Annotated in this window: 18 protein-coding genes; 10 read left to right on the top strand and 8 right to left on the bottom strand. The window is 66.4% G+C overall.

The window, feature by feature from the left end; all coding sequences use genetic code 11:
- The first annotated feature begins 171 nt into the window (after positions 1-171).
- From ACQR1D_RS20900 to ACQR1D_RS20890, 3 genes are read left to right on the top strand one after another with little or no spacing between them, the layout of a single operon-like run.
- Entirely contained in the window at positions 172-723 is a 552-nt protein-coding gene (locus ACQR1D_RS20900) for an Mpo1-like protein (protein WP_434894000.1), read from the top strand.
- Entirely contained in the window at positions 723-1748 is a 1026-nt protein-coding gene (locus tag ACQR1D_RS20895; RefSeq protein ID WP_316181746.1) for an NAD-dependent epimerase/dehydratase family protein, read from the top strand. The genes ACQR1D_RS20900 and ACQR1D_RS20895 overlap by 1 nt, the downstream gene beginning before the upstream one ends.
- Before the next feature lie 41 nt (positions 1749-1789).
- On the top strand, positions 1790-2413 hold the full coding sequence (locus ACQR1D_RS20890) for a methyltransferase family protein (RefSeq protein ID WP_434839303.1): 624 nt from the start codon (positions 1790-1792) through the stop codon (positions 2411-2413).
- A gap of 6 nt (positions 2414-2419) precedes the next feature.
- On the opposite strand, the gene ACQR1D_RS20885 is transcribed toward ACQR1D_RS20890, so the two are convergent.
- Together ACQR1D_RS20885 and ACQR1D_RS20880 are read right to left on the bottom strand one after the other, a co-directional pair.
- A complete protein-coding gene (locus ACQR1D_RS20885; RefSeq protein ID WP_315802139.1) occupies positions 2420-3466 on the bottom strand; it encodes an alpha/beta fold hydrolase in 1047 nt (348 codons plus the stop codon).
- A gap of 122 nt (positions 3467-3588) precedes the next feature.
- Positions 3589-4323 (bottom strand): hypothetical protein, encoded by a 735-nt coding sequence (locus tag ACQR1D_RS20880; RefSeq protein ID WP_434839304.1) that lies wholly within the window; start codon positions 4321-4323, stop codon positions 3589-3591.
- Between the two features lie 282 nt (positions 4324-4605).
- Between ACQR1D_RS20880 and ACQR1D_RS20875 the strand changes: the two genes are divergently transcribed.
- Together ACQR1D_RS20875 and ACQR1D_RS20870 are read left to right on the top strand one after the other, a co-directional pair.
- A complete protein-coding gene (locus ACQR1D_RS20875) occupies positions 4606-5526 on the top strand; it encodes an ABC transporter ATP-binding protein (RefSeq protein WP_315802137.1) in 921 nt (306 codons plus the stop codon).
- Positions 5523-6284 carry an ABC transporter permease gene (locus ACQR1D_RS20870; protein WP_434893999.1) on the top strand — a complete coding sequence of 254 codons (762 nt, stop codon included), beginning with the start codon at positions 5523-5525 and terminating at the stop codon, positions 6282-6284. Before ACQR1D_RS20875 ends, ACQR1D_RS20870 begins: the two co-directional genes overlap by 4 nt.
- Positions 6285-6312: 28 nt before the next feature.
- On the opposite strand, the gene ACQR1D_RS20865 is transcribed toward ACQR1D_RS20870, so the two are convergent.
- A complete protein-coding gene (locus tag ACQR1D_RS20865) occupies positions 6313-6663 on the bottom strand; it encodes a hypothetical protein (protein WP_316181740.1) in 351 nt (116 codons plus the stop codon).
- A gap of 316 nt (positions 6664-6979) precedes the next feature.
- Between ACQR1D_RS20865 and ACQR1D_RS20860 the strand changes: the two genes are divergently transcribed.
- Positions 6980-7774: a L,D-transpeptidase gene (locus ACQR1D_RS20860; protein ID WP_434893998.1), complete on the top strand. Its 795-nt coding sequence runs from the start codon at positions 6980-6982 to the stop codon at positions 7772-7774.
- A 63-nt stretch (positions 7775-7837) separates the two neighbouring features.
- Here ACQR1D_RS20860 and ACQR1D_RS20855 read toward each other — a convergent pair whose 3' ends face one another.
- From ACQR1D_RS20855 to ACQR1D_RS20840, 4 genes are all read right to left on the bottom strand, one after another.
- A complete protein-coding gene (locus ACQR1D_RS20855) occupies positions 7838-8863 on the bottom strand; it encodes an ABC transporter permease (protein ID WP_315802133.1) in 1026 nt (341 codons plus the stop codon).
- 12 nt (positions 8864-8875) lie between these two features.
- Positions 8876-10378 carry a sugar ABC transporter ATP-binding protein gene (locus tag ACQR1D_RS20850; RefSeq protein WP_315802132.1) on the bottom strand — a complete coding sequence of 501 codons (1503 nt, stop codon included), beginning with the start codon at positions 10376-10378 and terminating at the stop codon, positions 8876-8878.
- Positions 10379-10391: 13 nt separating this feature from the next.
- On the bottom strand, positions 10392-11345 hold the full coding sequence (locus ACQR1D_RS20845; protein ID WP_410051968.1) for a sugar-binding protein: 954 nt from the start codon (positions 11343-11345) through the stop codon (positions 10392-10394).
- A 514-nt stretch (positions 11346-11859) separates the two neighbouring features.
- Positions 11860-14139: a spermidine synthase gene (locus ACQR1D_RS20840; protein ID WP_434893997.1), complete on the bottom strand. Its 2280-nt coding sequence runs from the start codon at positions 14137-14139 to the stop codon at positions 11860-11862.
- A gap of 200 nt (positions 14140-14339) precedes the next feature.
- Between ACQR1D_RS20840 and ACQR1D_RS20835 the strand changes: the two genes are divergently transcribed.
- Positions 14340-15941 carry a phytoene desaturase family protein gene (locus ACQR1D_RS20835; protein WP_316181732.1) on the top strand — a complete coding sequence of 534 codons (1602 nt, stop codon included), beginning with the start codon at positions 14340-14342 and terminating at the stop codon, positions 15939-15941.
- Positions 15942-16122: 181 nt separating this feature from the next.
- Here ACQR1D_RS20835 and ACQR1D_RS20830 read toward each other — a convergent pair whose 3' ends face one another.
- Positions 16123-16287 (bottom strand): Flp family type IVb pilin, encoded by a 165-nt coding sequence (locus tag ACQR1D_RS20830; protein WP_315802129.1) that lies wholly within the window; start codon positions 16285-16287, stop codon positions 16123-16125.
- Between the two features lie 267 nt (positions 16288-16554).
- Between ACQR1D_RS20830 and ACQR1D_RS20825 the strand changes: the two genes are divergently transcribed.
- The 3 genes from ACQR1D_RS20825 to ACQR1D_RS20815 all read left to right on the top strand — a co-directional run bounded on the left by ACQR1D_RS20825 (position 16555) and on the right by ACQR1D_RS20815 (position 21148).
- Positions 16555-17451: a 50S ribosomal protein L11 methyltransferase gene (locus ACQR1D_RS20825; RefSeq protein WP_315802176.1), complete on the top strand. Its 897-nt coding sequence runs from the start codon at positions 16555-16557 to the stop codon at positions 17449-17451.
- A gap of 475 nt (positions 17452-17926) precedes the next feature.
- Positions 17927-19750, top strand: a complete 1824-nt coding sequence (locus tag ACQR1D_RS20820) for an aminopeptidase P family protein (RefSeq protein ID WP_315802128.1) — start codon at positions 17927-17929, stop codon at positions 19748-19750.
- A 120-nt stretch (positions 19751-19870) separates the two neighbouring features.
- Positions 19871-21148 (top strand): multidrug effflux MFS transporter, encoded by a 1278-nt coding sequence (locus ACQR1D_RS20815; RefSeq protein ID WP_434839305.1) that lies wholly within the window; start codon positions 19871-19873, stop codon positions 21146-21148.
- Positions 21149-21165: the final 17 nt, after the last annotated feature.

Raw genomic sequence — 21165 nt, 5'->3', positions numbered from 1 at the left:
GATGCGCTCTTCCCGACAGGCGCGAATGGAACCGGTTTTCAAGTCGGGTTGCGCGGCCATGCGGATGGGCCGTGATTGCCGGGTTTGTCGACACAGCCGCTTGATGGTATAGCCCCCTCTTTGCGGCCGTCGATTGAGCGGCGGTCGATCTCATTGACGAGCGAGCCAGCCATGAACGCCATGTTCCGACGCCAGATGGTCGACTACGTCGAATATCATCGCGATCCGCGCAACGGCCTGATGCATGTGTTCGGGATCATCCTGTTGTTCCTGGGCGCCGTGCTGCCGCTGAGCTTGTGGCATTTCGACGCGTTCGGCATCCGGATCGGCCTCGGCGCCGTGCTGGCGCTGCCCGTCCTGCTCTACTGGCTGCTGCTCGATGCCGCACTCGGGGCCGGCATCCTGGCCTTCGCGGTGCTGTTCCTTGCTGCGGCCATGATGATCGCCGATCACGTCCATGGTGTCGCCTTCTGGGCGCTGTTTGCCGCGCTCATCATCTTCGGCTTCGTCTCGCAGGCCGTGGGCCATAAGGTGTTCGAGCGCAACAATCCGTCTCTGCTGGATCATCCGGCGCATCTCTTTCTCGGTCCGATGTTCGTGATGGCGAAATTGTACACGGCGTTGGGTCTGCGGCCTTCGGTGGCCGACCTCATCGCGCCGAATTGGTCGCCGGATCGGCTTGCATCGGACCGGCTTCAAGGCGATCAGCACTCGCGTCCCTAATGAAAATCCTCGTCACCGGCGGCAGCGGTTTCATCGGCCATCACCTCGTCTCTGCGCTCGTGACGCGGGGCGCCGAGGTGCGTGTGCTCGATATTCGCTGCCCCAGCCACATGATCGCTGACGTCGAGTACATCGAAGGCTCGGTGCTCGATGCGGGCCTGGTGAAGCAGGCGGTCGCCGGCGTCGATCAGGTCTATCATCTCGCCGGACTGCCCGGCATGTGGATGCCTGACCGCGAGGACTTCTATCGCGTCAACTGCATCGGCACGGAAACGGTGCTGGCGGCCGCACGCGCCGACCGGGTGCGCCGGTTCCTGCACTGCTCGACCGAATCCATCCTGTTCGACTATCCCCGCTCGACCGGTGCCGCATCGGCGCCAACAGCACCGCCAGCCGAGGCGATGCCCGGGGCCTATACGCGCTCCAAGGCGCTGGCCGAGGCGCGCGCCATGACAGCCGCCGCGGAGGGCTTCCCCGTCGTGGTGGGCACGCCGACGATGCCGATCGGGCCGCATGACAGCAATCTGACACCGCCGTCGCAGATGCTGCGGCATTTCCTGGACAGCCGGGTCCAGCTCTATCTCGACTTCATCGTCAACCTGGTCGACGTCCGCGACGTCGCGGCCGGCCTGATCCTGGCGATGGAGCGCGGCAAGGTCGGTGGCCGCTACGTGTTCGGCGGCGAGAGCCTGCGCCTCAGCCGCATCCTCGATCTCATGGCGGCGATCAGCGGCCGCAAGCATGTCGCAGTCGCCGTGCCCGGCCGGCTGGCCGAGCTGTCGGCGGGCATGCTGGAGTTCGTCTCCGATCACCTCACCAAGCGCTGCCCGTCCGGCACCGCCGAGGGGGTGCGGATCGCCCGCGCGGCCTCGGATCTGTCGATCGACAGGGCCAAGCGCGAGCTCGGCTACGTCCCGCGCCCGATCGAGCCGACCTTGCGCGAGACCATCGCCTTCCTGCTCGGTTCCGAGCCGGGAAAGCGGCTCGACGGTAAACAACACCCTTTTCGCACCGCGGCCGAATAGCTAAGAGCAGCCGGTCCCAGGTCTCATAACGGTTCCAAGACATGTCCGGCGATGCCAGCCCCATCTCGTCGTTTGCGTTCAGCGGTTGGACCACCACCTGGCCCACCTCGCTGCTGGCCATCATCTGGCTGATCTGGCTGTCGAGCTGGGTCGGCGCCTCATTCTGGTCGGGGCAGACCCGCAAGCATGTGACGGTGATCAAGACCAGCCGCTATCACGCGCTGATCGTGCTCGGCGGCATCCTGTTCACGCCGTGGACCTCGCGCCTGCTCGGCGAGAAGCCGTTCTGGACTCCCGGCGAGACCGGCGTCTACCTGCTGACCGTCGTGACCCTGGCCGGCATCGCCTTCACCTGGTGGGCGCGCATCCATCTCGGCCGCTTCTGGTCCAACGCGATCACCCACAAGGAAGGCCACAAGGTCATCGACACCGGCCCCTACGGCATGGTCCGTCACCCCATCTATACCGGACTGATCCTCGGCATGATCGCCACCGGCATCGCGGTGGGCACGGTGACCGCCGTGCTCGGCGCCGTTCTGATCTCGCTCGGCATGGCCTGGAAGGCGAAGATGGAAGAGGTCTTCCTCGCTCAGGAGCTGGGGCCGGATTACGTCACCTACCGGCAGCGCGTGCCGATGATCATTCCGTTCCTGCCGCCGGGCTAAGGCCGCTCAGCGCCTAGCCTGGGCTGCCGAAGGCGGCTGCGGCGCTTGGTTTGCCGCCTGCGGCAGCAGGTGGCGCGGCAGGATGATGCGCTGGCCCGGGACCAACGGCTGGGTGGCGAGGCCACGGTTGGATTGCTGGAGCGCCCAGAGCGGAACGTGATAGTTGGCGGCGATCTGGTCCAGGGTCTCGCCCGGCCTCACCGCCAGAGCAGTGCCGCTGTCCCACAGCTCCACGGAGGCTGTCGGCGGCACCAGATATCGCAGCGGCACCGGATCCGCGTCGGCAGTAGCCGAGGTCTGCGACAACTGGCTGATCATGGTGACCAACTGGGCGTGCACGTCCTCCATCTTGTCGATGTTGATGTGCGTGACCTCGTCATGATCCTTCATGTCGAAGCTGGCGTAGTGACCGCGAAAGCCGGGCTCCGGCTTGACGTCGCCGCCGCCGAGAATGTTGTCGGACAGGAACAGGTTGATGAAGCGCTGCACGTTTGACGGCACGCTCTTGGTCGCATGCGCCGGATCGACGGTGACGACGAGGGCGACCGGGATGTTCTGCTCCTGCAGCGTGATCGCGATGCGCACGCTGCACAGCCCGCCCATCGAATGGCCGATCAGCACGATCGGGCCCGGCTCCTGGCGGTAGTTCTTGGCCACCTGGAGCGCGATCAGGTCGCACAGCGTGAATTCATAGACACTGGCCCGGTAGCCGGCCGCCTCGATCTTTTCGGCCAGACGGTCCATCCCGGTCGAGAACAGCGGACCGAGCGCGCCGCGGAACAGGTACACCCGCGGCGGCGGCAGCGGCTGGCTGATCTCGGGCGGCGCAGCGGGTACGGCCCGGATCGCCGCGGGGGTTACTGCCGGGGATGCCTTCGCGGATCTGGTCGGCGCAGGGGCGGAAGCAGCGCCGGGCTGGGCGGCCTGCGAGATGCTCGGCGCCGCAAGTCCGGCGAGGAAAGGTGCGGCGAGGAGGATCGCAAGCCGTCTCCTGCCGGCAGCCGCCTTGGCTGGACCGAGCCACCGTCTCGCGATTCGCGCCACGCTGGTCATTCGCGCTCCCGGGAAAGCTCACAAGCTCAGATCGAGCAGGGTCTCATCTCCCCCCTGCCATACCGCTTGTCGCCACTGAATGGGAGCATTTTGGGGCGCGCGCCCAGTGGCGCGGTCGTCGATTACCGGTAGCCGGCGACGTTCGCAGCGCGCTGCGGAGCGGCCATGCGGGTCGGCGGCGCCGCCGCCGGGCGGCCCCGCCCGCCGAACACCACGCCATCGATGGCACCGATCACCTTCTGCTGCATGATCTGGTTCTTTTCGATCGTGACGTGGCCAACACCGGGAACCGATTGGACGTCGACATTCTCGAGCTTGCCGCGGAAGCCGTCGTCGCGGCGGACCGGCTCGCCGGCGCCGCTGGCGATGTAGAAATTGATGTAGCGCTCGGCGTTGCCGCCGACGAGCTTGGTCTTGAACACCGAGTCCAGACCGATCGCGAGCTTCACGGGCACGCCGAGCTGGCCGAGCTTGTTGATCATGTCCGGCAGCGCGGTCGCGCCCGAGGAATGCCCCACCAGGATGATGGTCTTGATCCGGCCGGCGCGGTAGGCCGCCGCCGCCTCGTCGGCAAGCGACGACCACGACACGAAATTGGCGACCGTGTTCGGAATGCCCTGCGAATCCAGCTTGGCGGCGATGTCGTCGAGCCCGAGCGAGAAGATGTTGAGCACGCCGCGCAGCAGATAGACATGCGTGGTGCTGGCGGTGCTTGCGGCCGCGGGGCTCGGTGCCGCCCTGGCCGATCCGGTGCCGAGCGGCAGAGCCAGCGCAACGGCCAGGGCCACCATGCCAAAGCAGCGCGCCGACAGGCTGCGCTTGAAGGTGGGTCGAACGGTGCTGGCGCGTGGCGTCATCGGTCCTTCTCCGCGGCGGAAATGTCGAGACGGCGCGACCGTACCCAAGATGCTCGCGGACGCAACATTGTCGGACATCGCGAGGCGGCGATCCTCGCCAGCCGTGGCTGAGCGGCAACACCTAACCATATTGGCCACGGAAAAGCCCAACAAGCGACACGATCGAGGGTCGCGCGCATGATTGCGCGAACGCCCCCCCGTTCCTATCTGAGCGCTTCGCCTGCGCCCCTCCTCCGCGCAGCTCCCCCGCTCTTTTCGAATCCCTCGCATCGAATCCCCGTGATGGCTCCCGTCATTTCCGTTACCGGCCTGTCGAAGACCTATTCCTCGGGCTTCACCTCGCTCAACAATGTCGATCTCGCGATCGAGCGGGGCGAGATCTTCGCGCTGCTCGGGCCCAACGGCGCCGGCAAGACGACGCTGATCAGCATCATCTGCGGCATCGTCAATGCGTCCAAGGGCAAGGTCGCGGTCGGCGGCCACGACATCAACCGCGGCTATCGCGCCGCGCGGGCGCTGATCGGACTGGTGCCCCAGGAGCTGCACACCGATTCATTCGAGACCGTATGGGCCACCGTCAGCTTCAGCCGGGGGCTGTTCGGCAAGCCGAAGAACCCGGCGCTGATCGAGAAGATCCTCAAGGACCTGTCGCTCTGGGACAAGAAGGACGCCAAGATCATCACGCTGTCCGGCGGCATGAAGCGCCGCGTGATGATTGCGAAAGCGCTGTCGCACGAGCCGCAGGTGCTGTTCCTGGACGAGCCGACCGCGGGCGTCGACGTCGAGCTGCGCAAGGGCATGTGGGACGTCGTGCGCGAGCTCAAGGCCGCCGGCGTCACCATCATTCTCACCACGCATTACATCGAGGAAGCCGAGGAGATGGCCGATCGCGTCGGCGTCATCAACAAGGGCGAGATCGTCCTGGTCGAGGACAAGGCCAAGCTGATGGCGAAGCTCGGCCGGAAGCGGCTGAGCCTGCAGCTGCAGCATCGGATCGAGACCATCCCCGAGGCGCTCGCGCCCTATCAGCTCGCGCTGTCCGACGACGGCTGGCGGCTCGCCTACGACTACGACACCAAGGGCGAGCGCACCGGAATCACCAGCCTGCTCGGCGATCTCAGGACTGCCGGCATCCGCTTCGTCGATCTCGAGACCAAGCAATCATCCCTTGAAGACATCTTCGTGAGCCTGGTGCGGCAATGAATTTTCGCGCAGTCGCCGCAATCTACAAGTTCGAGATGGCCCGCACCTGGCGCACGCTGCTGCAGAGCATCGTGTCGCCCGTCGTGTCCACGTCGCTCTACTTCGTCGTGTTCGGCGCCGCGATCGGCTCGCGCATCAGCCACGTCGAGGGCGTCAGCTACGGCACCTTCATCGTGCCCGGCCTCGTGATGCTGTCGGTGCTGACCCAGAGCATCTCCAACGCCTCGTTCGGGATCTACTTCCCGAAATTCATCGGCACGATCTACGAGATCCTGTCGGCGCCGATCTCGCATTTCGAGATCGTGCTCGGCTATGTCGGCGCGGCCGCGACGAAATCCATTATTCTCGGGCTGATCATCCTCGCCACCGCCGGGCTGTTCGTGCCGCTGCACGTCCAGCACCCGGTGTGGATGCTGTCGTTCCTGGTGCTGACGGCCGTGACCTTCAGCCTGTTCGGCTTCATCATCGGCATCTGGGCCGACGGCTTCGAGAAGCTGCAGATGGTCCCGATGCTGGTGGTGACGCCGCTCACGTTCCTCGGCGGCAGCTTCTACTCGGTCAACATGCTGCCGCCGACCTGGCACTCGATCGCGCTGCTCAACCCGGTGGTCTACCTGATCTCCGGCTTTCGCTGGAGCTTCTATGAGATCGCCGACGTCAGGGTGGAAATCAGCGTCGGCGTGACGCTGCTGTTCCTGGCGATCTGCATGGCGATCATCTGGTGGATCTTCAAGACCGGCTACCGGCTCAAGCATTGAGCCGGCGCCTCAGCTTGGTGGTGGCAGCTCAGCGGTAGCAGTGAAAGCGGCCGTAGCCGTCGCGATATCCGCGGCAGCGATAGTGCCGGTGGTAATACGAGCGGTGCGGAACGCCGAGCACGCCTTCGACGGCGCCCACGGCTCCGCCGACACCGGCACCAACCGCGCCGCCGACGACGCCGCCCACCGGGCCGGCGATACGGTTGCCTTCGTGCGCCCCTTCATGGGCGCCACGGATGATGCCCTGGGCGTGGGCAAATTGCGGCAGCGCCAGCCAGGCCAGCGCCAGGATGAACAGTGCGAGCGCAGCCAGCAGATAGGTCAGCTTATGCGGCGCGCGATCGTCGAGCACCGCCGTCTTGGCCTTCATCGTCAACATTTTGAGTCCTGGGAACCGCATGGAGGAATCCTTGAAACGCGGATGCGGCCAAAAAGTTGCGCGGTCATGACAAATTGGACCGATTAGAGAAGTCCCAAACGCCGGAATGAAAGACCGTCCGCGGTCGCGAAAATGTCAGCGCCGATGAACGCGGGGAGCCTTTGTCCCGCCCCCGCCCGCCATTAAGGTTGAGGGTGCCCTCGGCTGGAACAAATCCGGCAATTCCGACATAGTGCAGGCCGAGGCGATGACCTGGGCGTTGACGTCCCGTTTTGAGGTCTCTCCACAGTCGAGAGCCCTGGAGGCCAGAGGTTAGATGCGTACCATCCTTTTTGCCGTTGCCGGCTTCGCCTTTCTGTCGGCCACGCCGGCTCTGGCCAAGATCGACATCACCGTCGACAAGAACAACCAGATCATGACGGTCGCCGTCGATGGCGTCGAACGCTATCGCTGGCCGGTCTCGACCGGCATTCCCTCACGGGAAACGCCGAATGGCTCGTTCCGCGCCTTCCGCATGGAAGCCGATCATTTTTCCAAGGAATTCGACGACGCGCCGATGCCGCATTCGATCTTCTTCACGAAGGTCGGTCACGCGATTCACGGCACGGATTCGGAAAGCCGCCTCGGGACCCCGGCGTCCCACGGCTGCGTCCGGCTGTCCAAGGCCAACGCGACGACGCTCTATGACCTGGTACAGAAAGACGGCGTGCTGAACACCACGGTGACGCTGACCGGATCGGCCGAGGTGGCGCTGGCGCGCAATCCACGCCGCGGCACCGCTGTTGCCCGGCGCGAGGCGCCGCAGCAGTATGACGACAGTGGCGAGCCGGTCGTGCTGACGCCGCAGCCGCAGATGCTGCCGGGACGCCCGGTCGTGCCGCAGCAGCGGCCCGATGACGGCTACATCTATCCCGCCGACGGCAGCGACAACGGTGCGCGCTATCCGGCACCGCCCGGCACGGCCCGCCGCGTCTATGACGCCCAGGCCTATCCGCAGCAGCAGCCGCAGCAGTACTATTACGACAACGGCAATCCGAGCTACGCCCAGCCGCGCTATTACCGGCCGCGCTCCTACTACCAGCCGCGCGGCTATTACACCTATCAGGACTGATCGCGCACTGATCCCAGCAACCGGGCGTCGCCACCAGGCGGCGCTCGGTTCGTTGCGATCTTCTCACTCGGCGTTGACGCGCCCGAGCGAGGCCGACGCGCGATCGGCGCTGGCCTGCCCGCGGGCCGTCGGCATGCGCTTGCGCCGCTGCACGAGATACTGGTCGGCCAGCACGCCGATCAGGATCACCGTGCCCATCACGGCGAAATTGAGCGAGCTGGGGATGCCCAGCAGGTTGACCAGGTTCTGCAACACTTGCAGCAGGACCGTGCCGAGCACGACGCCGATGATCGAGCCTTCGCCGCCGCGCAGCGAGCAGCCGCCGAGCACCGCGGCGGCGATCGCATAGAGCTCGTAGAACGAGCCGTGCACCGCCGGCGAGATCGAACGGGTATACATCGCCAGCAGGACCGCGGCGAGCGCGGTCAGGGCCCCGCAGATCACATAGGCCGCGATCGTCACCCGGTCGGACCGGATGCCGGAATAGCGCGCCGCCTCCTCGTTCTTGCCGACGGCGTAGAAATAGCGGCCGTACACCGACCGGTGCAGCACCAGCCAGGCGATGCCGGCGACGATCGCGAGCGCCACGACGCTGTGCGGCAGCGGAAAGCCGAGGACATCGGTGCGGCCGGCGGCCAGCCATTCCAGCGCCGGGAAGCTCGCGCCATAGCCGAAGCCGGCCGTGGCATCCTCGGTGTAGTAGCGCGCCGCGCCGCGATAGATCAGAAGTCCGCACAGGGTCACCACGAAGGGCTGGATGCGCATCTTGGTGACCAGCGTGCCATGGACCAAGCCGATGGCGATGCCGCCGGCGAGGATGAGGAACAAGGCAGCGACCCAGTCGACGTCCCGGTTGACGATGAGGTCGATGAACAGCACGCCGAGCAGCGCGATCACCGACCCCACCGCAAGCTCGATGCCGCCGACGATGATGACAAAGGCCTCGGCGATCGAGAAGATGCCGAACATGCCGACCTGGTTGGCGGTATTGGAGAGGTTGCCGACCAAGAGGAAGCGTGGGTTGATGAAGGCCACGACGGCGCCGACCACCAGGATCAGGATCAGCAGGCTGAGATCTTTCTTCTGCACGGGCGCCCTCGCTCAGACGGTATGGCCGACGGCGAGCTGAAGCACGTTGTGCTCGCTGAACTCGTCTCTCGCCAGGAAACCTGAAATCATGCCTTCATGCATCACGGCGATCCGGTCGCTCACCCCGATCACCTCCTCCATGTCGCTCGAGATCATCAGGATCGCGACACCGGAATCCGCCAGCCGCCGCAGCATGTCGTAGATCTCCTGCTTGGCGCCGACATCGATGCCCCGGGTCGGCTCGTCGAAGATCAGGACCTTCGGCCGCATCGACAGCCATTTGGCGAGCACGACCTTCTGCTGATTGCCGCCCGACAAGGTGCCGACCGACACCTTGACGTCGGACGCCCGGATCTTGAGCCGTTCGCGCTGTCGATCGGCATTCTCGGCCTCGCGCCTGATGTCGACAAGTCCGAAGCTCAGATAGGAGGCGAGATCCGGCAGCGAGACGTTCTCGGCGATCGACAGGTCGAGCAGGAGGCCGCAGGCCTTGCGGTCTTCCGGAATGAGATAGATGCCGCGATCGATCGCCGCGCGCGGCGTCGAGATGCGGATCGGCTCGCCCTCCAGGCTGAGGCCCCCGGCCAGCAGCGGCTCGACGCCGAAGATGGCGCGCGCGAGCTCGGTACGGCCGGAGCCGACGAGGCCGGCAAGTCCGAGGATCTCGCCGCGCCGGAGTTGCAGGCTGACGGCCTGGTTGGGATAGGTCGCGGTCACGGCCTCCATGACGTCGAGCACGGCCTCGCCAGGCGGCGCGGCCGGCGGCACGTAGAGCGACCGCAGGTCCCGGCCGATCATCAGCCGGATCATCGCTGCAGGATTGAGCTGGTCTCGCGTCAGCGCGCCAACCATGCGACCGTCGCGCAGCACGATGGCGCGATCGGCGCATTGCATCACTTCGTTCAGGCGATGCGTGATGAAGATGACGCTGACCCCGTCCGACTTCAGGCCGGCGATGACATGCATCAGCCGCTCGGTTTCCGACAAGGTGAGGCTGGAGGTCGGCTCGTCCATGATGACGCAGCGCGCATCGAGCGACAAAGCCTTCATGATCTCGACCAGCTGGCGCTGCGCCAGGGACAGTTCGGCAAGCGGCGTATCCGGCTCGAAATCAGCCCCGAGACGCGCGATCAGCGGGCGCACCCTGGTCCGCAGCGTCGCGCGGTCGATCAGCCGCAGCGGCCCGCCATAGACCGGCTCGCGCCCGATGAAGACGTTGCCCGCGACGTCGAGATTGTCGAACAGGTTCAGCTCCTGGTGGACGAAGGCGATGCCGGCCGCGATCGCGTCCGCCACCGCATAGCTGGCCCGCGCCACGCCATCGATCCGGATCGTGCCGCTGCTCGGCTCCACCACGCCGCCGAGCACGCGCATCAGGGTCGACTTGCCGGCGCCGTTCTCGCCGACCAAGGCGATCACCTCGCCGGGCGCGACCGACAGGCTGGCGTGGTCGAGCGCGACCACGCCAGGATAGGTCTTGCCGATGTCGATCAGCTCGAGGAAGGGCTCGCGCACGCCGGCCGTCGCGTCACTTCTTCAGCATCTGCTTCATCTGCGCCATGAAGTCGTCGACGTTCGACTTCTCGATCACCTTGCCGGGCACGATGATGATGCCGTTGGCCGGCACACCCGACTTGTCGCCCTCAACGACCTTCGCCATCAGCTTCATGCCCTGATAGCCCCATTCGAACGGCTGCTGCACCACCGTGCCCTCGATCGCGCCGTCCTTCACGCCGCCGAGCGTGATCGGATCCTCGTCGAAGCCGATGATCTTGATCTTGCCGAGCTTGCCGGCTTCCTTCAGCACCTCGTAGATGCGCGGTGTGTTGTAGGAGTAGAAGCCGACCAGGCAGCTCACATCGGGCATCGCCGCCAGGATGTCCTCGACATTGCGCTTGGCCCGGGTCTGGTCGATCTCGTCGCCGCGCACGTCGACCAGCTCGACCTTCGAGCCCTTGATGGTCTCCTTCACGCCCTCGATGCGCTCGCGGGCGTTGTCGGCGCCGAGCAGGCCGACGAAGCCGACGCACTTGCCCCCGTTCGGCAGCGCCTTCAGCATCAGCTTGCCGGCGTCCTTGCCGAGCTCGGTATTGGAGGAGCCGATATAGGCGATGCGCTTCGATTGCGGCGCGTCGCTGTCGGTGGTGAAGAGCACCGTCTGTGCCGCGATCTTGTTGAGGTGCTCGGTCTGGTTCTTCGGATCGACGGCGCTCACCATGATTCCGGCGGCGCCGGCCGCGACGAGGTCATCCAGCATCCGCTGCTGCACGGCGGCGGCCGCCTGCTCGGGATATTTGAGCTGCAGGTTGTAGTTGGGCAGCTCGCCCTGCGCCTTCTTCACGCCGGCCTCGGCGATCTTCCAGAAGTCGGACGCGCCGTTGACGACGAAGGCGAGGACCTTCTTGTCGGCCGCTCCCGCCGAGCCCACACCGAGCGCCATCGCCAACAGAGCAGACGCGCCGACCATCCAAAGACGCTTCATCAAACCCCTCCCATGTCAGCCGGCCTGCTTGATGCGGCCGGCGTTTTGTACTCATTGAAGACACGTTCCGCGCCCGGGACGAGGCCTGCACCCGCACGGCACTGCAGGTCTCGACGTGAACTCGACAAAACCCGAGGCGCACGGGCGTCGCCAAAATCGACGTCACCCCTCGAGTCGTGAAGATGTCGTGTGAGACTTACCGCGCCGCGTACCGAGCCGCCGCTTTCCTCCCGAGAGCCTCATCGTCGTGGAACTTTTATGAGGCACGCACCTCAAGGTAGCATGATCGTGACAGCTCCGCAACAAAGCCGCTGAAGAAAGCAGATCGTGCTATGTTCTGCGATGCAATATCGCTCCATCGCGATGAACCAAGCGGCGAACATTTGACGCGACGCAACCGGCGCCGATTCGGAATCGAGGAGCGCACCTCTTTCCGAACGCGCATGCCGCATGGCGCGCGCCACCCGAATCCTGACGGCCGCCCAACCGGCGGGAACGCGGCGTGCGCCCTCGCCTACTCGCCGTCGCGAAGCCGCCGATACACCGCGCCGAGAATATTCGAATAGTCGTCGGTCCAGACCCGCTCGCCGTCGGTCGGCTCGGTCTCGGTCCACTTGTCCGAGGAGGCGAGCTTGCCGACATCGGCATCGTCGCGCGCGCTGACGACGACGTCGGTCGGGAAGATGTACTCGTCGTCGCGGCCGGAGTCCTCATTGTAGACCCAGCTCTTCAGGTCGTTGGCGTCGGCGATGCCGACCACGACGCTCTCCAGCTCCAGATGGCGATTGGAGACGTGCATCACGACAGCGCCCTGCGGCGCCAGCTTCGCCTTGTAGATCGCCATCGCCTCCTCCGTCGCGAGGTGGATCGGAATCGCATCAGACGAATAGGCGTCGACAATGATCAGATCGTAGACGCCGTCCGGCTCCTTGGCGAAGGTCAGCCGGGCATCGCCGATGACCGGCTTGAAGTCCGGCGCGCAGCTCCTGATGTAGCTGAAATATTTCGGATCGCTGGCGGTGTCGACCATGGTCTGGTCGATCTCGAAGTAATTCCAGCTCTCGCCGGGCTGGGCCGCGCAGGTCAGCGTGCCCGCGCCGACGCCGATCACGGCGACCTTGAGCGGCGCGCCCTTGCGCTCCCGGATCGCGGTGATGGCGCGGCCGATGCCGCCGTCCTTGTGATAGTAGGTGATCGGCTCGGGACGCCCCGTCACCTTGGAGCCGTCGGCGTTGAGATATTTCTGCGCGCCGTGGATGGTCGTGCCGTGCATCAGCACGTGGTAGTGCCCGTCCGATGTCACCACGATCTTGTGCACGCCGAAGAAGCTGCGCACCGTTTCGACGCGGCCGTCATCGGCCGGATAGGCGCGGATCAGGACGAGCGCGAGTGCGGCCGTCGCGAACACCTTCCAGCGGCCGCCGTTCAGCAGCAGAGCGAGCAGCGCGGCGAGCACGCCCACGGCGCCCGCGACATAGACGCGGTGGTCCTCGAGATAGGTCGTGACCTTGCCGGTCATGCCTGAAGGCACCAGCAGCGCGACCGCAATGACCGCGAGCAGGAGCCAGTACCAGCGCGTGAGCCCGGGCAGGCGCTCATTGGCAGCCGGGCGGCACAACGCCGCCAGCGCCAGCAGGATCGGATACTCGGCGACCCAGGAGAAGGTGAACGGCGCGATCAGCCCGGCGAACAGGCCACCGACCATGCCGCCGAACGACAGCGCGACATAGAACCCGGTGAGATACTTGGCCGGCGGGCGCGTGCGCGCGAGCTCGCCATGGCAGGCCATGGCGATGATGAAGAAGCAGAGCTGATGACCGCCGAGCGTGAGCGCGAGATTCTGTTCGCCGCCGAAGGCGAGCAGCACGATCACGCCGGCGATCGCCAGCGGCTGCAGCGCCAGCATCCATTTGTGCGGCAGCAGCGGCCGCGACTGGAACACCAGCACCCAGGTGAGCAGATAGAGCGACAGCGGCAGCACCCACAGCAAGGGCGCGGCCGCGACGTCGGTGGAGATGTGCGCGGTCACCGCGATCAGCAGGCCCGAGGGCACCGCGGCCAGGAATATCCAGCGCAGGCGCAGCAGCCAGCGTGGCGCCGGGGCATGGCTGTCCTCGGTGTGCAGCAGGCTCGCGACGATCACCGGCGACCGCAGCAGCAGGACGCCGCAGCCGGCGATCAGCGCGATCAGGAGGCCATAGCCGCCGGTCCAGATCAGGTTCTGCATGCGCAGGCTGAAGATCGGCTCGATCAGCAGCGGATAGGACAGCAGCGCCAGGAAGCTGCCGATGTTCGACGACGCATAGAGGAAGTACGGGTCGGGCGCGGCTGGATGGCCCGTGCGTACGAACCACGCCTGCAGCAGCGGATTGTTGGCGGCGAGCGCGAAGAACGGCAGGCCGATCGACACGGTGAACAGGCCGAGCAGCCACAGCCCGTAGCCCGAGGTCGGCGGGTTGCCCCAACTGCTCGCGATCGACAACGGCAGCGTCAGCAGAGCGAAACCGAGCAGCAGCAGATGGATCGCGATCGGCAGCACCCGGCTGGGCAACTGGGTGAGAAAATGCGCATAGGCGTAGCCCGCCAGCAGCAGGGTCTGGAAGAACACCATCGCCACCGACCACACCGCCGGCGAGCCGCCGAGCCGCGGCAGCACCATCTTGGTGAACAGCGGCTGCACCGAGAACAGCAGCAGCGCGCTGACGAAAATGGCGGCGGTATAGACGACGAGCACCAGCCGGTTGCGTGCGGCGGAGGGCTGAGCGACGGCGGCGGGCGAGGCGATTGAGGTCATGACAACTCCGGCAGCAGCGCGGCCGGCATCAGATGCCGAGGCCGGACCGCGATGAGCAGACGAGACATAGCGGATCGCAGGGCGGTATGGCGAGGAGCTGAGGCAAAATGGAGTTTTCCTTGACGTCGCAGCCTTCCGGCGCGACAGCACCAGCCGAGGTTCCCGGTGCGGGTGATTAAACAGGGCTTTTTGAAGCTGACATGAATGAAACCGACGTCATCATCATCGGCGCTGGCCACAACGGCCTGACCTGTGCGGCCTATCTCGCCATGGCGGGCCTGCGCGTGCATGTGGTCGAGCGCCGCAAGGTGGTCGGCGGCGCCGCGGTGACGGAGGAGTTTCATCCGGGCTTCCGCAACTCCGTCGCGTCCTACACGGTGAGCCTGCTCAATCCGCGCGTCGTCTCCGACCTGAAGCTGCATGAGCACGGGCTCGAGATCGTCGAGCGCCGGGCGCAGAACTTCCTGCCCTCGCCGGACGGTCGCTATCTGCTGACGGGCGAGGGTCGCACGCTGGCGTCGGTTGCGCGGCTGAGCCCGCGGGACGCCGACGCGATCGGCCCGTTCTCGGCCCGGCTCGAGGCGATCGCGGACGTGCTGCGCAGCCTCGTGCTGCGGGCGCCGCCGAACCTGGTCGCCCAGTTCGGGCTATCGGCGATCCGCGAGGCGTTCAACGCGCTCGGCACCGCCAACACGTTGCGCGCGCTGTCGCTGGAGCAGCAGCGCGACCTGCTCGACCTGTTCACGCGCTCGGCCGGCGAGATGCTCGACGAGATCTTCGAGACCGACCTGGTGAAGGCGCTGTTCGGCTTCGATGCCATCGTCGGCAACTATGCCAGTCCCTACGCCGCCGGCTCGGCCTATGTGATGCTGCATCACGCCTTCGGCGAGGTGAACGGCAAGAAGGGCGTCTGGGGCCATGCGATCGGCGGGATGGGGGCGATCACGCAGGCGATGGCCGGGTGCCTGAAGGAACTGGGCACGCTGGTCGAGCTCGAGGCCGGCGTGCGCGAGGTGATCGTCGAGCGTGACCGCGCGGTCGGCGTCGTGCTCGAGGATGGCCGCACCATCCGCGCCCGCCACGTCGTCGCCAACGTGAACCCGAAGCTGCTCTACACGCGCCTGGTGCCGGCCGGCGCCGTGCCCGAGCCGTTCCTGAACCGCATCCGGAACTGGCGCTGCGGTTCGGGCACGTTCCGCATGAACGTGGCGCTCGACCGCCTGCCCTCGTTCAGCGCACTGCCGGGAGACGGCGACCATCTGTCCGCCGGAATCATCCTCGGCCCGAGCCTCGGCTACATGGACCAGGCCTATCTCGATGCGCGGGCGCATGGCTGGAGCCGCGATCCCGTGGTCGAGCTGCTGATCCCGTCCACGCTCGACCCGACGCTGGCGCCGGCAGGCCGGCACGTCGCCAGCCTGTTCTGCCAGCATGTCGCGCCCGAGCTGCCGGACGGCCGCTCATGGGACAATCACCGCGACGAGGTCGCCGACCTCATGATCGCGACCGTGGACCGCTATGCGCCGGGCTTTGCCGCCAGCGTGCTCGGCCGGCAGGTGCTGTCACCGCTCGATCTCGAGCGCCAGTTCGGGCTGATCGGTGGCGACATCTTCCACGGCGCGCTGACCTTGAACCAGTTGTTCTCGGCCCGCCCCATGCTCGGTCACGCCGACTATCGCTCGCCGCTGAAGGGGCTCTACCATTGCGGCTCGGGCAGCCACCCCGGCGGCGGCGTCACCGGTGCCCCCGGCCACAATGCGGCCCAGGCGATCCTGGCGGACCATCGCGCTCTGTTCGGCTGAGGATAAGGGGTGGAAAGGCGGCGGACGTCCGTGTGGACAAGCTGAGGACGCACTGTGGATCGACTGCCAAAGAATCAGTGCACGGCCGTGTGGATATGCTGTGGACCCGGCGGTTGATATGGCCTCAAGCAGAAAAACCGGGCGCAGGGCCCGGTTCTTCGAGAACGCCGCGTCGGGCGGATTACTTCAGGGACGTGTTGATCGAGTCGAACTTGCTGCTGAGCGAGCTGCCCAGGCCGTTGACGGCGGCGATGATCGCCAGCGAGATGCCGGCTGCGATCAGGCCGTATTCGATGGCGGTGGCGCCGGATTCATCACGCAAGAACTTCGACAGAATGGACTTCATCTGAACCTCGTTTCCCAACCCAGGAACCGAGGATCATCCGGTTCCCATGGCGGGAACATTAGGGGCCAAGACCCTAAAGTCGGGATAATCCCCCCAGGCCAAGTTGCAGAGATTCTTCGCTGCAATTGAACCTCAACTTTTATTCGGATGAGGAAAGGCATTATACAACCGCTGGATGCGCAGATCCGGCAGAATTGCGGTCCTATCGCTTGCGTTGGCAGGCAATTCCCTTAACCACGCCGTCAAATCTCGCCAGGATCCACCTTGATGACCTCAACGACCACTCCCGCCACCCACAAGGCCAGCTTCACGGTTGCCGATGAAGCGACCGCGCGCCCGGCGGTCGACGTCCTGACCGAGGTGTTCTTCGAGGGGGACGCGGCGGTTGCGGCGTTCGAGCGTCCGGACGGGCGCTGGGACGTCACGGTGCATTTTGCCGATCCGCCCGACCAGGCGCTGGTGCGCGAGCTCGTCGGCGGGGCGGCGGGCGCCGACGTGGCCCGGACCCTGACGTTCGAGGTCGTCGAGGCCAAGGACTGGGTCAAGGCCAGCCTGGACGACCTCGTTCCGGTCCCGGCCGGTCGTTTCATGGTCCACGGCAGCCACGACCGTGCCCGCGTGCCCGGCAACAAGCTCGGAATCGAGATCGAGGCGGCGCTCGCCTTCGGCACCGGCCATCACGGCACCACCCGAGGCTGCCTGCTGCTGCTCGATCACGTGCTCAAGACGCGCGCGCCGCGGCGCGTGCTGGATCTCGGCACCGGAACCGGCGTGCTCGCGATTGCCGCCGCCAAGGCAACGCGCCGGTCCGTGCTGGCGAGCGACATTGATGCGCCCTCGGTCATGGTGGCGCGGGAGAACGCCCGTCTCAACGGCGCAGGCCCCCTGGTCCAGGTGATCCGGGCCACCGGCTTCGCCGCAGCGGAATTTGCCGAAGCCGGCCCGTTCGACCTGGTGCTGGCGAATATCCTGGCCAACCCGCTGCGCCAGCTCGCCGCGCCGATGCAGCGCCACCTCGCGCCGGGAGCCTTCGTGATCCTGTCGGGCCTGTTGACCCCGCAGGCACGCGCCGTCCGCGCCGCCTATCGCGCCCGCGGCCTGGTTCCGATCCGGCATTTGAGAATCGAGGGATGGAGCAGCCTGTTGCTGCAGAAGCAGCAGTGAGCGGATCAGCTCACGGCATGGATCGAACCTGCGCGCTGGGTGCGGCAAGTTCGCGATTACGTCTTCGGCTGGCTCTGCTGCGAGGTGGAGTCGGACTGATTACGCGGGGCACGTCGACCGCGCGGCGCGACGAGACGATTGACGAGATCCGCCAGCGCGCTGCGCGGCTTCTCGGCCGGTGCGGACGCCGGTCCGCTCGGCGCGGGCGCCGATAATTTTTCGAAGGTAAAAGCAGGCATCGTGCATCCCCTCGCCGTTGAGTTGAGGCACTCCCCGGATCATGCGACCGTGGATGATCTTTACGATCGTGGTCGTCACGTCCATACGTTTCCTCGCCGCACCTCTTTCGGATGACTGGCATGCGACAGCAAATCTTTTTGCACAGGCGAATGCAAGGAGATTCTTCGTGCACTGCACTGTCTGCTGAAGGAGTATTCGCCGACGCGGCAGGATTCACTTCTAAAGTATGAGACCGATGTTCGAAGCTCTGTTCCAGACGTTCGAAGAACCCGAAACCGGCGTGGCACTGACCGCGCGGCTCGCCGCGCTCCGCGAAGAGCTGGCCAGACGCAAGCTCGCCGGCTTCATCGTGCCGCGCGCCGACCAGCAGCAGAACGAATATGTGCCACCCTCGGAGGAGAGGCTGGCGTGGCTGACCGGCTTCACCGGCTCGGCCGGCCTTGCGATCGTGCTGTCGCAGGCGGCCGCGATCTTCGTCGACGGCCGCTATACGCTGCAGGCCGGCAAGCAGGTCGACGGCAAGGCCTGGATGGTGGAATCACTGATCGAGCCGCCGCCGGAGAGCTGGCTGACGCGCCATTTGCAGAGCGGCGACCGCGTCGGCTTCGATCCGTGGCTGCATACAACGGCCGCGGCCGAACGACTGGCCGCCGCCTGCGCCAAGGCCGGCGCGGAGCTGGTTCCGGTCGAGCGCAACCCGGTCGACAGCATCTGGACCGAACGGCCGCTGCCGCCGCTCGGCGCCGTCGCCATCCACGGCGCGGAATTGTCCGGCGAGAGCGAGGCCGACAAGCTCGGCCGGATCCGCCAGGAGATCGAGCGCCTCGGCGTCGAGGCGCTCGTCCTGTCCGATTCCCACAACGTCGCCTGGACCTTCAACATCCGCGGCGCCGACGTCTCGCACACGCCGCTGCCGCTGTCCTATGCGTTGGTGCCGAAGACCGGACGCCCGACGATCTTCATCGATTCCCGCAAGCTCTCGAACCTGACGCGCGATCATCTCGAGCAGAGCGCCGAGGTGGCGGAGCCGGACGCGCTGACACCGCGCCTGTCCGAGCTCGCGCAATCCGGCGCGGCCGTCGCGCTCGACAGCGCCACGGCCGCCGATGCCCTGACGCGCCTGATTCAGGGCGCCGGCGGCAAGGCGGTGCGCGGCGCCGATCCGGTCAGCCTGCTCAAGGCCGCCAAGAATGCGGTCGAGATCGACGGCACGCGGCGCGCCCATCAGCGCGATGCGGTCGCGCTGGCCCGCTTTCTCGCCTTCATCGATCGCGAGGCGCCGAAGGGCTCGTTGACCGAGATCGATGCGGTCGAGGCGCTGGAGAGCTTTCGCCGCGACACCGGCGCGCTCAAGGATGTGTCGTTCCCGACCATCTCGGGCACCGGTCCCAACGGCGCCATCGTGCACTATCGCGTCACCCGCAAGAGCAACCGCCGCATCATGCCGGGCGATCTGCTGCTGATCGATTCCGGCGCGCAATATCAGGACGGCACCACCGACGTCACCCGCACGATCGCCGTGGGCGCGCCGACCGAGGAGATGCGCGATCGCTTCACCCGCGTGCTGCGCGGCCACCTTGCGATCGCGCGCGCGATCTTCCCCGACGGCACCACCGGCGCCCAGCTCGACACCCTGGCGCGGCAGTTCCTGTGGCAGGCCGGCATCGATTTCGAGCACGGCACCGGCCACGGCGTCGGCAGCTATCTGTCGGTGCACGAGGGACCCGCGCGGATTTCGAAGCTCGGCACCACGCCGCTGAAGCGCGGCATGATCCTGTCCAACGAGCCCGGCTACTACAAGACCGACGCGTTCGGCATCCGCATCGAGAACCTCGAGCTGGTGGTGGCGAAGGACGTCGCGGGCGCGGAGAAGCCGATGAACGGCTTCGAGGCGCTGACCCTGGCGCCGATCGACCGGCGCCTGATCGAGGTCGCGATGCTGAGCGCCGAGGAACGCGCGTGGCTCGACGCCTATCATGCCCGGGTCAGGGACGCCGTCCGAGCGGCGCTCGACGACGGCGACCAGCGCTGGCTCGATCAGGCGACAGCGCCACTGTAGTCAGCCGTACCGTCCGGCTGTGCGCCGTCCCGCTGCCTGCATGGGCGCATGCCGAAACAGGCATTTCCGCGAAATGGAAGGCCGCTACAGTCGGGGCGTTCACCTGATTTGAGCGGCACCATGCATGGAATGATCAGCAGACCGCCTGGAGCGGCGCCACCGCGCGCCGTTCCGTCGCGCACGATGCTGGTCCTGTTGGTCGTGATGACCGGGCTGGCGCCGATCTCGCTGTACCTGCTGGTACCGGCGCTGCCGATGCTCGCGACCACCTTTGGCCGCGACGCCTCCGTCGTGCAGATGACGGTGTCGTTCTACATGGCCGGCATTGCGATCTCGCAACTGCTGCTCGGGCCGCTGTCGGACCGCTTCGGCCGCCGCCCCGTGATGCTCGCCGGGCTCGCGCTGTCGATCGTCGCGAGCGTCAGCTGCATCTTCGCCGACACCCTGCCCCAACTGATCGCGGCACGGTTTTTCCAGGCGCTCGGCGGCGCCAGCGGCATGGTGATCAGCCGCGCCATCATCCGCGATCTCTATCCGCGCGAGCGTATCGGGGCGATGATCAGCCTCGTCGTCGCGGTCATGATGATCGCACAGATGCTGTCGCCGCTGACCGGCGGCCTGATCGAGATCGCGCTCGGCTGGCATGCCATCTTCTATGTCGTCGCCGCGCTGTCGATCGTGATTGCGATCGCCGTGACCATGGCGCTGCCGGAGACCCGCCCTGCCCGCATCGAGGGCGCGAGCTTCCGCCGCGACGTCGCGATGCTGGTGAAGAGCCGCGCCTTCCTCGGCTACACACTGTGCCAGGTGCTGGCGTCGCAGATCATCTTCGCCTTCGCCGGCGGCGGGCCGTATATCGTCGAGGTGCAGATGGGCCGCTCCTCGGCGGAGTATGGTGCGTGGTTTGCGACCACCGGCTTCGCCTATTTCGTCGGCAACCTGTTCTGCGTGCGCTACGCGCCGCGCCATTCGCTCGATCGGCTGATCTGGTTCGGCCTGGGGCTGCAGCTCACCAGCGCCGCGCTGAACTTCACATGGAGCCTGTTCGGCTTCAATCAGGTGCCCTCGGTACTGTTCGGCACGCAGATGCTCTTGATGTTCGCCAATGCCGCCGTGATGGCGAATTCCGCAGCCGGCGCCATCAGCGTCCGGCCGGGCGCGGCGGGCACCGCCTCCGGCGCGATGGGGTTCCTGCAGATGGGCGTGGGCGCGCTGACGTCACAGCTCGGCGCCTATCTCGGCGGCCACTACGCAACGACGCTGCCGCTGACGTCGGCGATGCTCATGTTGTCGCTGGCCTGCGCCTGCAGCATGATCTTTCTGGTTCCGCGCACGCAGATGAAGGTGACGAAGGAGCTGATCGAGACGGCGGAAGAGGATGAGGCCGGGGTGATGTGAAGGGCGGATGTCAGGGA

It is taken from the genome of Bradyrhizobium sp. HKCCYLRH2047 (assembly GCF_051168175.1).
GTDB lineage: Bacteria > Pseudomonadota > Alphaproteobacteria > Rhizobiales > Xanthobacteraceae > Bradyrhizobium.
The sequence above is the reverse complement of the archived record's forward strand: the minus strand, read 5'-3'. Positions and strand labels throughout refer to the sequence as shown.

What these genes read in the sequence shown, in the direction of transcription:
- ACQR1D_RS20890 (WP_434839303.1), top strand. Translation starts at nt 1,790, where the DNA reads ATGTCCGGCGATGCCAGCCCCATCTCGTCGTTTGCGTTCAGCGGTTGG.
- ACQR1D_RS20885 (WP_315802139.1), bottom strand. Translation starts at nt 3,466, where the DNA reads ATGACCAGCGTGGCGCGAATCGCGAGACGGTGGCTCGGTCCAGCCAAG.
- ACQR1D_RS20820 (WP_315802128.1), top strand. Translation starts at nt 17,927, where the DNA reads ATGTTCGAAGCTCTGTTCCAGACGTTCGAAGAACCCGAAACCGGCGTG.
- ACQR1D_RS20825 (WP_315802176.1), top strand. Translation starts at nt 16,555, where the DNA reads ATGACCTCAACGACCACTCCCGCCACCCACAAGGCCAGCTTCACGGTT.
- ACQR1D_RS20830 (WP_315802129.1), bottom strand. Translation starts at nt 16,287, where the DNA reads ATGAAGTCCATTCTGTCGAAGTTCTTGCGTGATGAATCCGGCGCCACC.
- ACQR1D_RS20845 (WP_410051968.1), bottom strand. Translation starts at nt 11,345, where the DNA reads ATGAAGCGTCTTTGGATGGTCGGCGCGTCTGCTCTGTTGGCGATGGCG.
- ACQR1D_RS20895 (WP_316181746.1), top strand. Translation starts at nt 723, where the DNA reads ATGAAAATCCTCGTCACCGGCGGCAGCGGTTTCATCGGCCATCACCTC.
- ACQR1D_RS20900 (WP_434894000.1), top strand. Translation starts at nt 172, where the DNA reads ATGAACGCCATGTTCCGACGCCAGATGGTCGACTACGTCGAATATCAT.
- ACQR1D_RS20865 (WP_316181740.1), bottom strand. Translation starts at nt 6,663, where the DNA reads ATGTTGACGATGAAGGCCAAGACGGCGGTGCTCGACGATCGCGCGCCG.
- ACQR1D_RS20875 (WP_315802137.1), top strand. Translation starts at nt 4,606, where the DNA reads ATGGCTCCCGTCATTTCCGTTACCGGCCTGTCGAAGACCTATTCCTCG.
- ACQR1D_RS20835 (WP_316181732.1), top strand. Translation starts at nt 14,340, where the DNA reads ATGAATGAAACCGACGTCATCATCATCGGCGCTGGCCACAACGGCCTG.
- ACQR1D_RS20860 (WP_434893998.1), top strand. Translation starts at nt 6,980, where the DNA reads ATGCGTACCATCCTTTTTGCCGTTGCCGGCTTCGCCTTTCTGTCGGCC.
- ACQR1D_RS20815 (WP_434839305.1), top strand. Translation starts at nt 19,871, where the DNA reads ATGCATGGAATGATCAGCAGACCGCCTGGAGCGGCGCCACCGCGCGCC.
- ACQR1D_RS20880 (WP_434839304.1), bottom strand. Translation starts at nt 4,323, where the DNA reads ATGACGCCACGCGCCAGCACCGTTCGACCCACCTTCAAGCGCAGCCTG.
- ACQR1D_RS20870 (WP_434893999.1), top strand. Translation starts at nt 5,523, where the DNA reads ATGAATTTTCGCGCAGTCGCCGCAATCTACAAGTTCGAGATGGCCCGC.
- ACQR1D_RS20840 (WP_434893997.1), bottom strand. Translation starts at nt 14,139, where the DNA reads ATGACCTCAATCGCCTCGCCCGCCGCCGTCGCTCAGCCCTCCGCCGCA.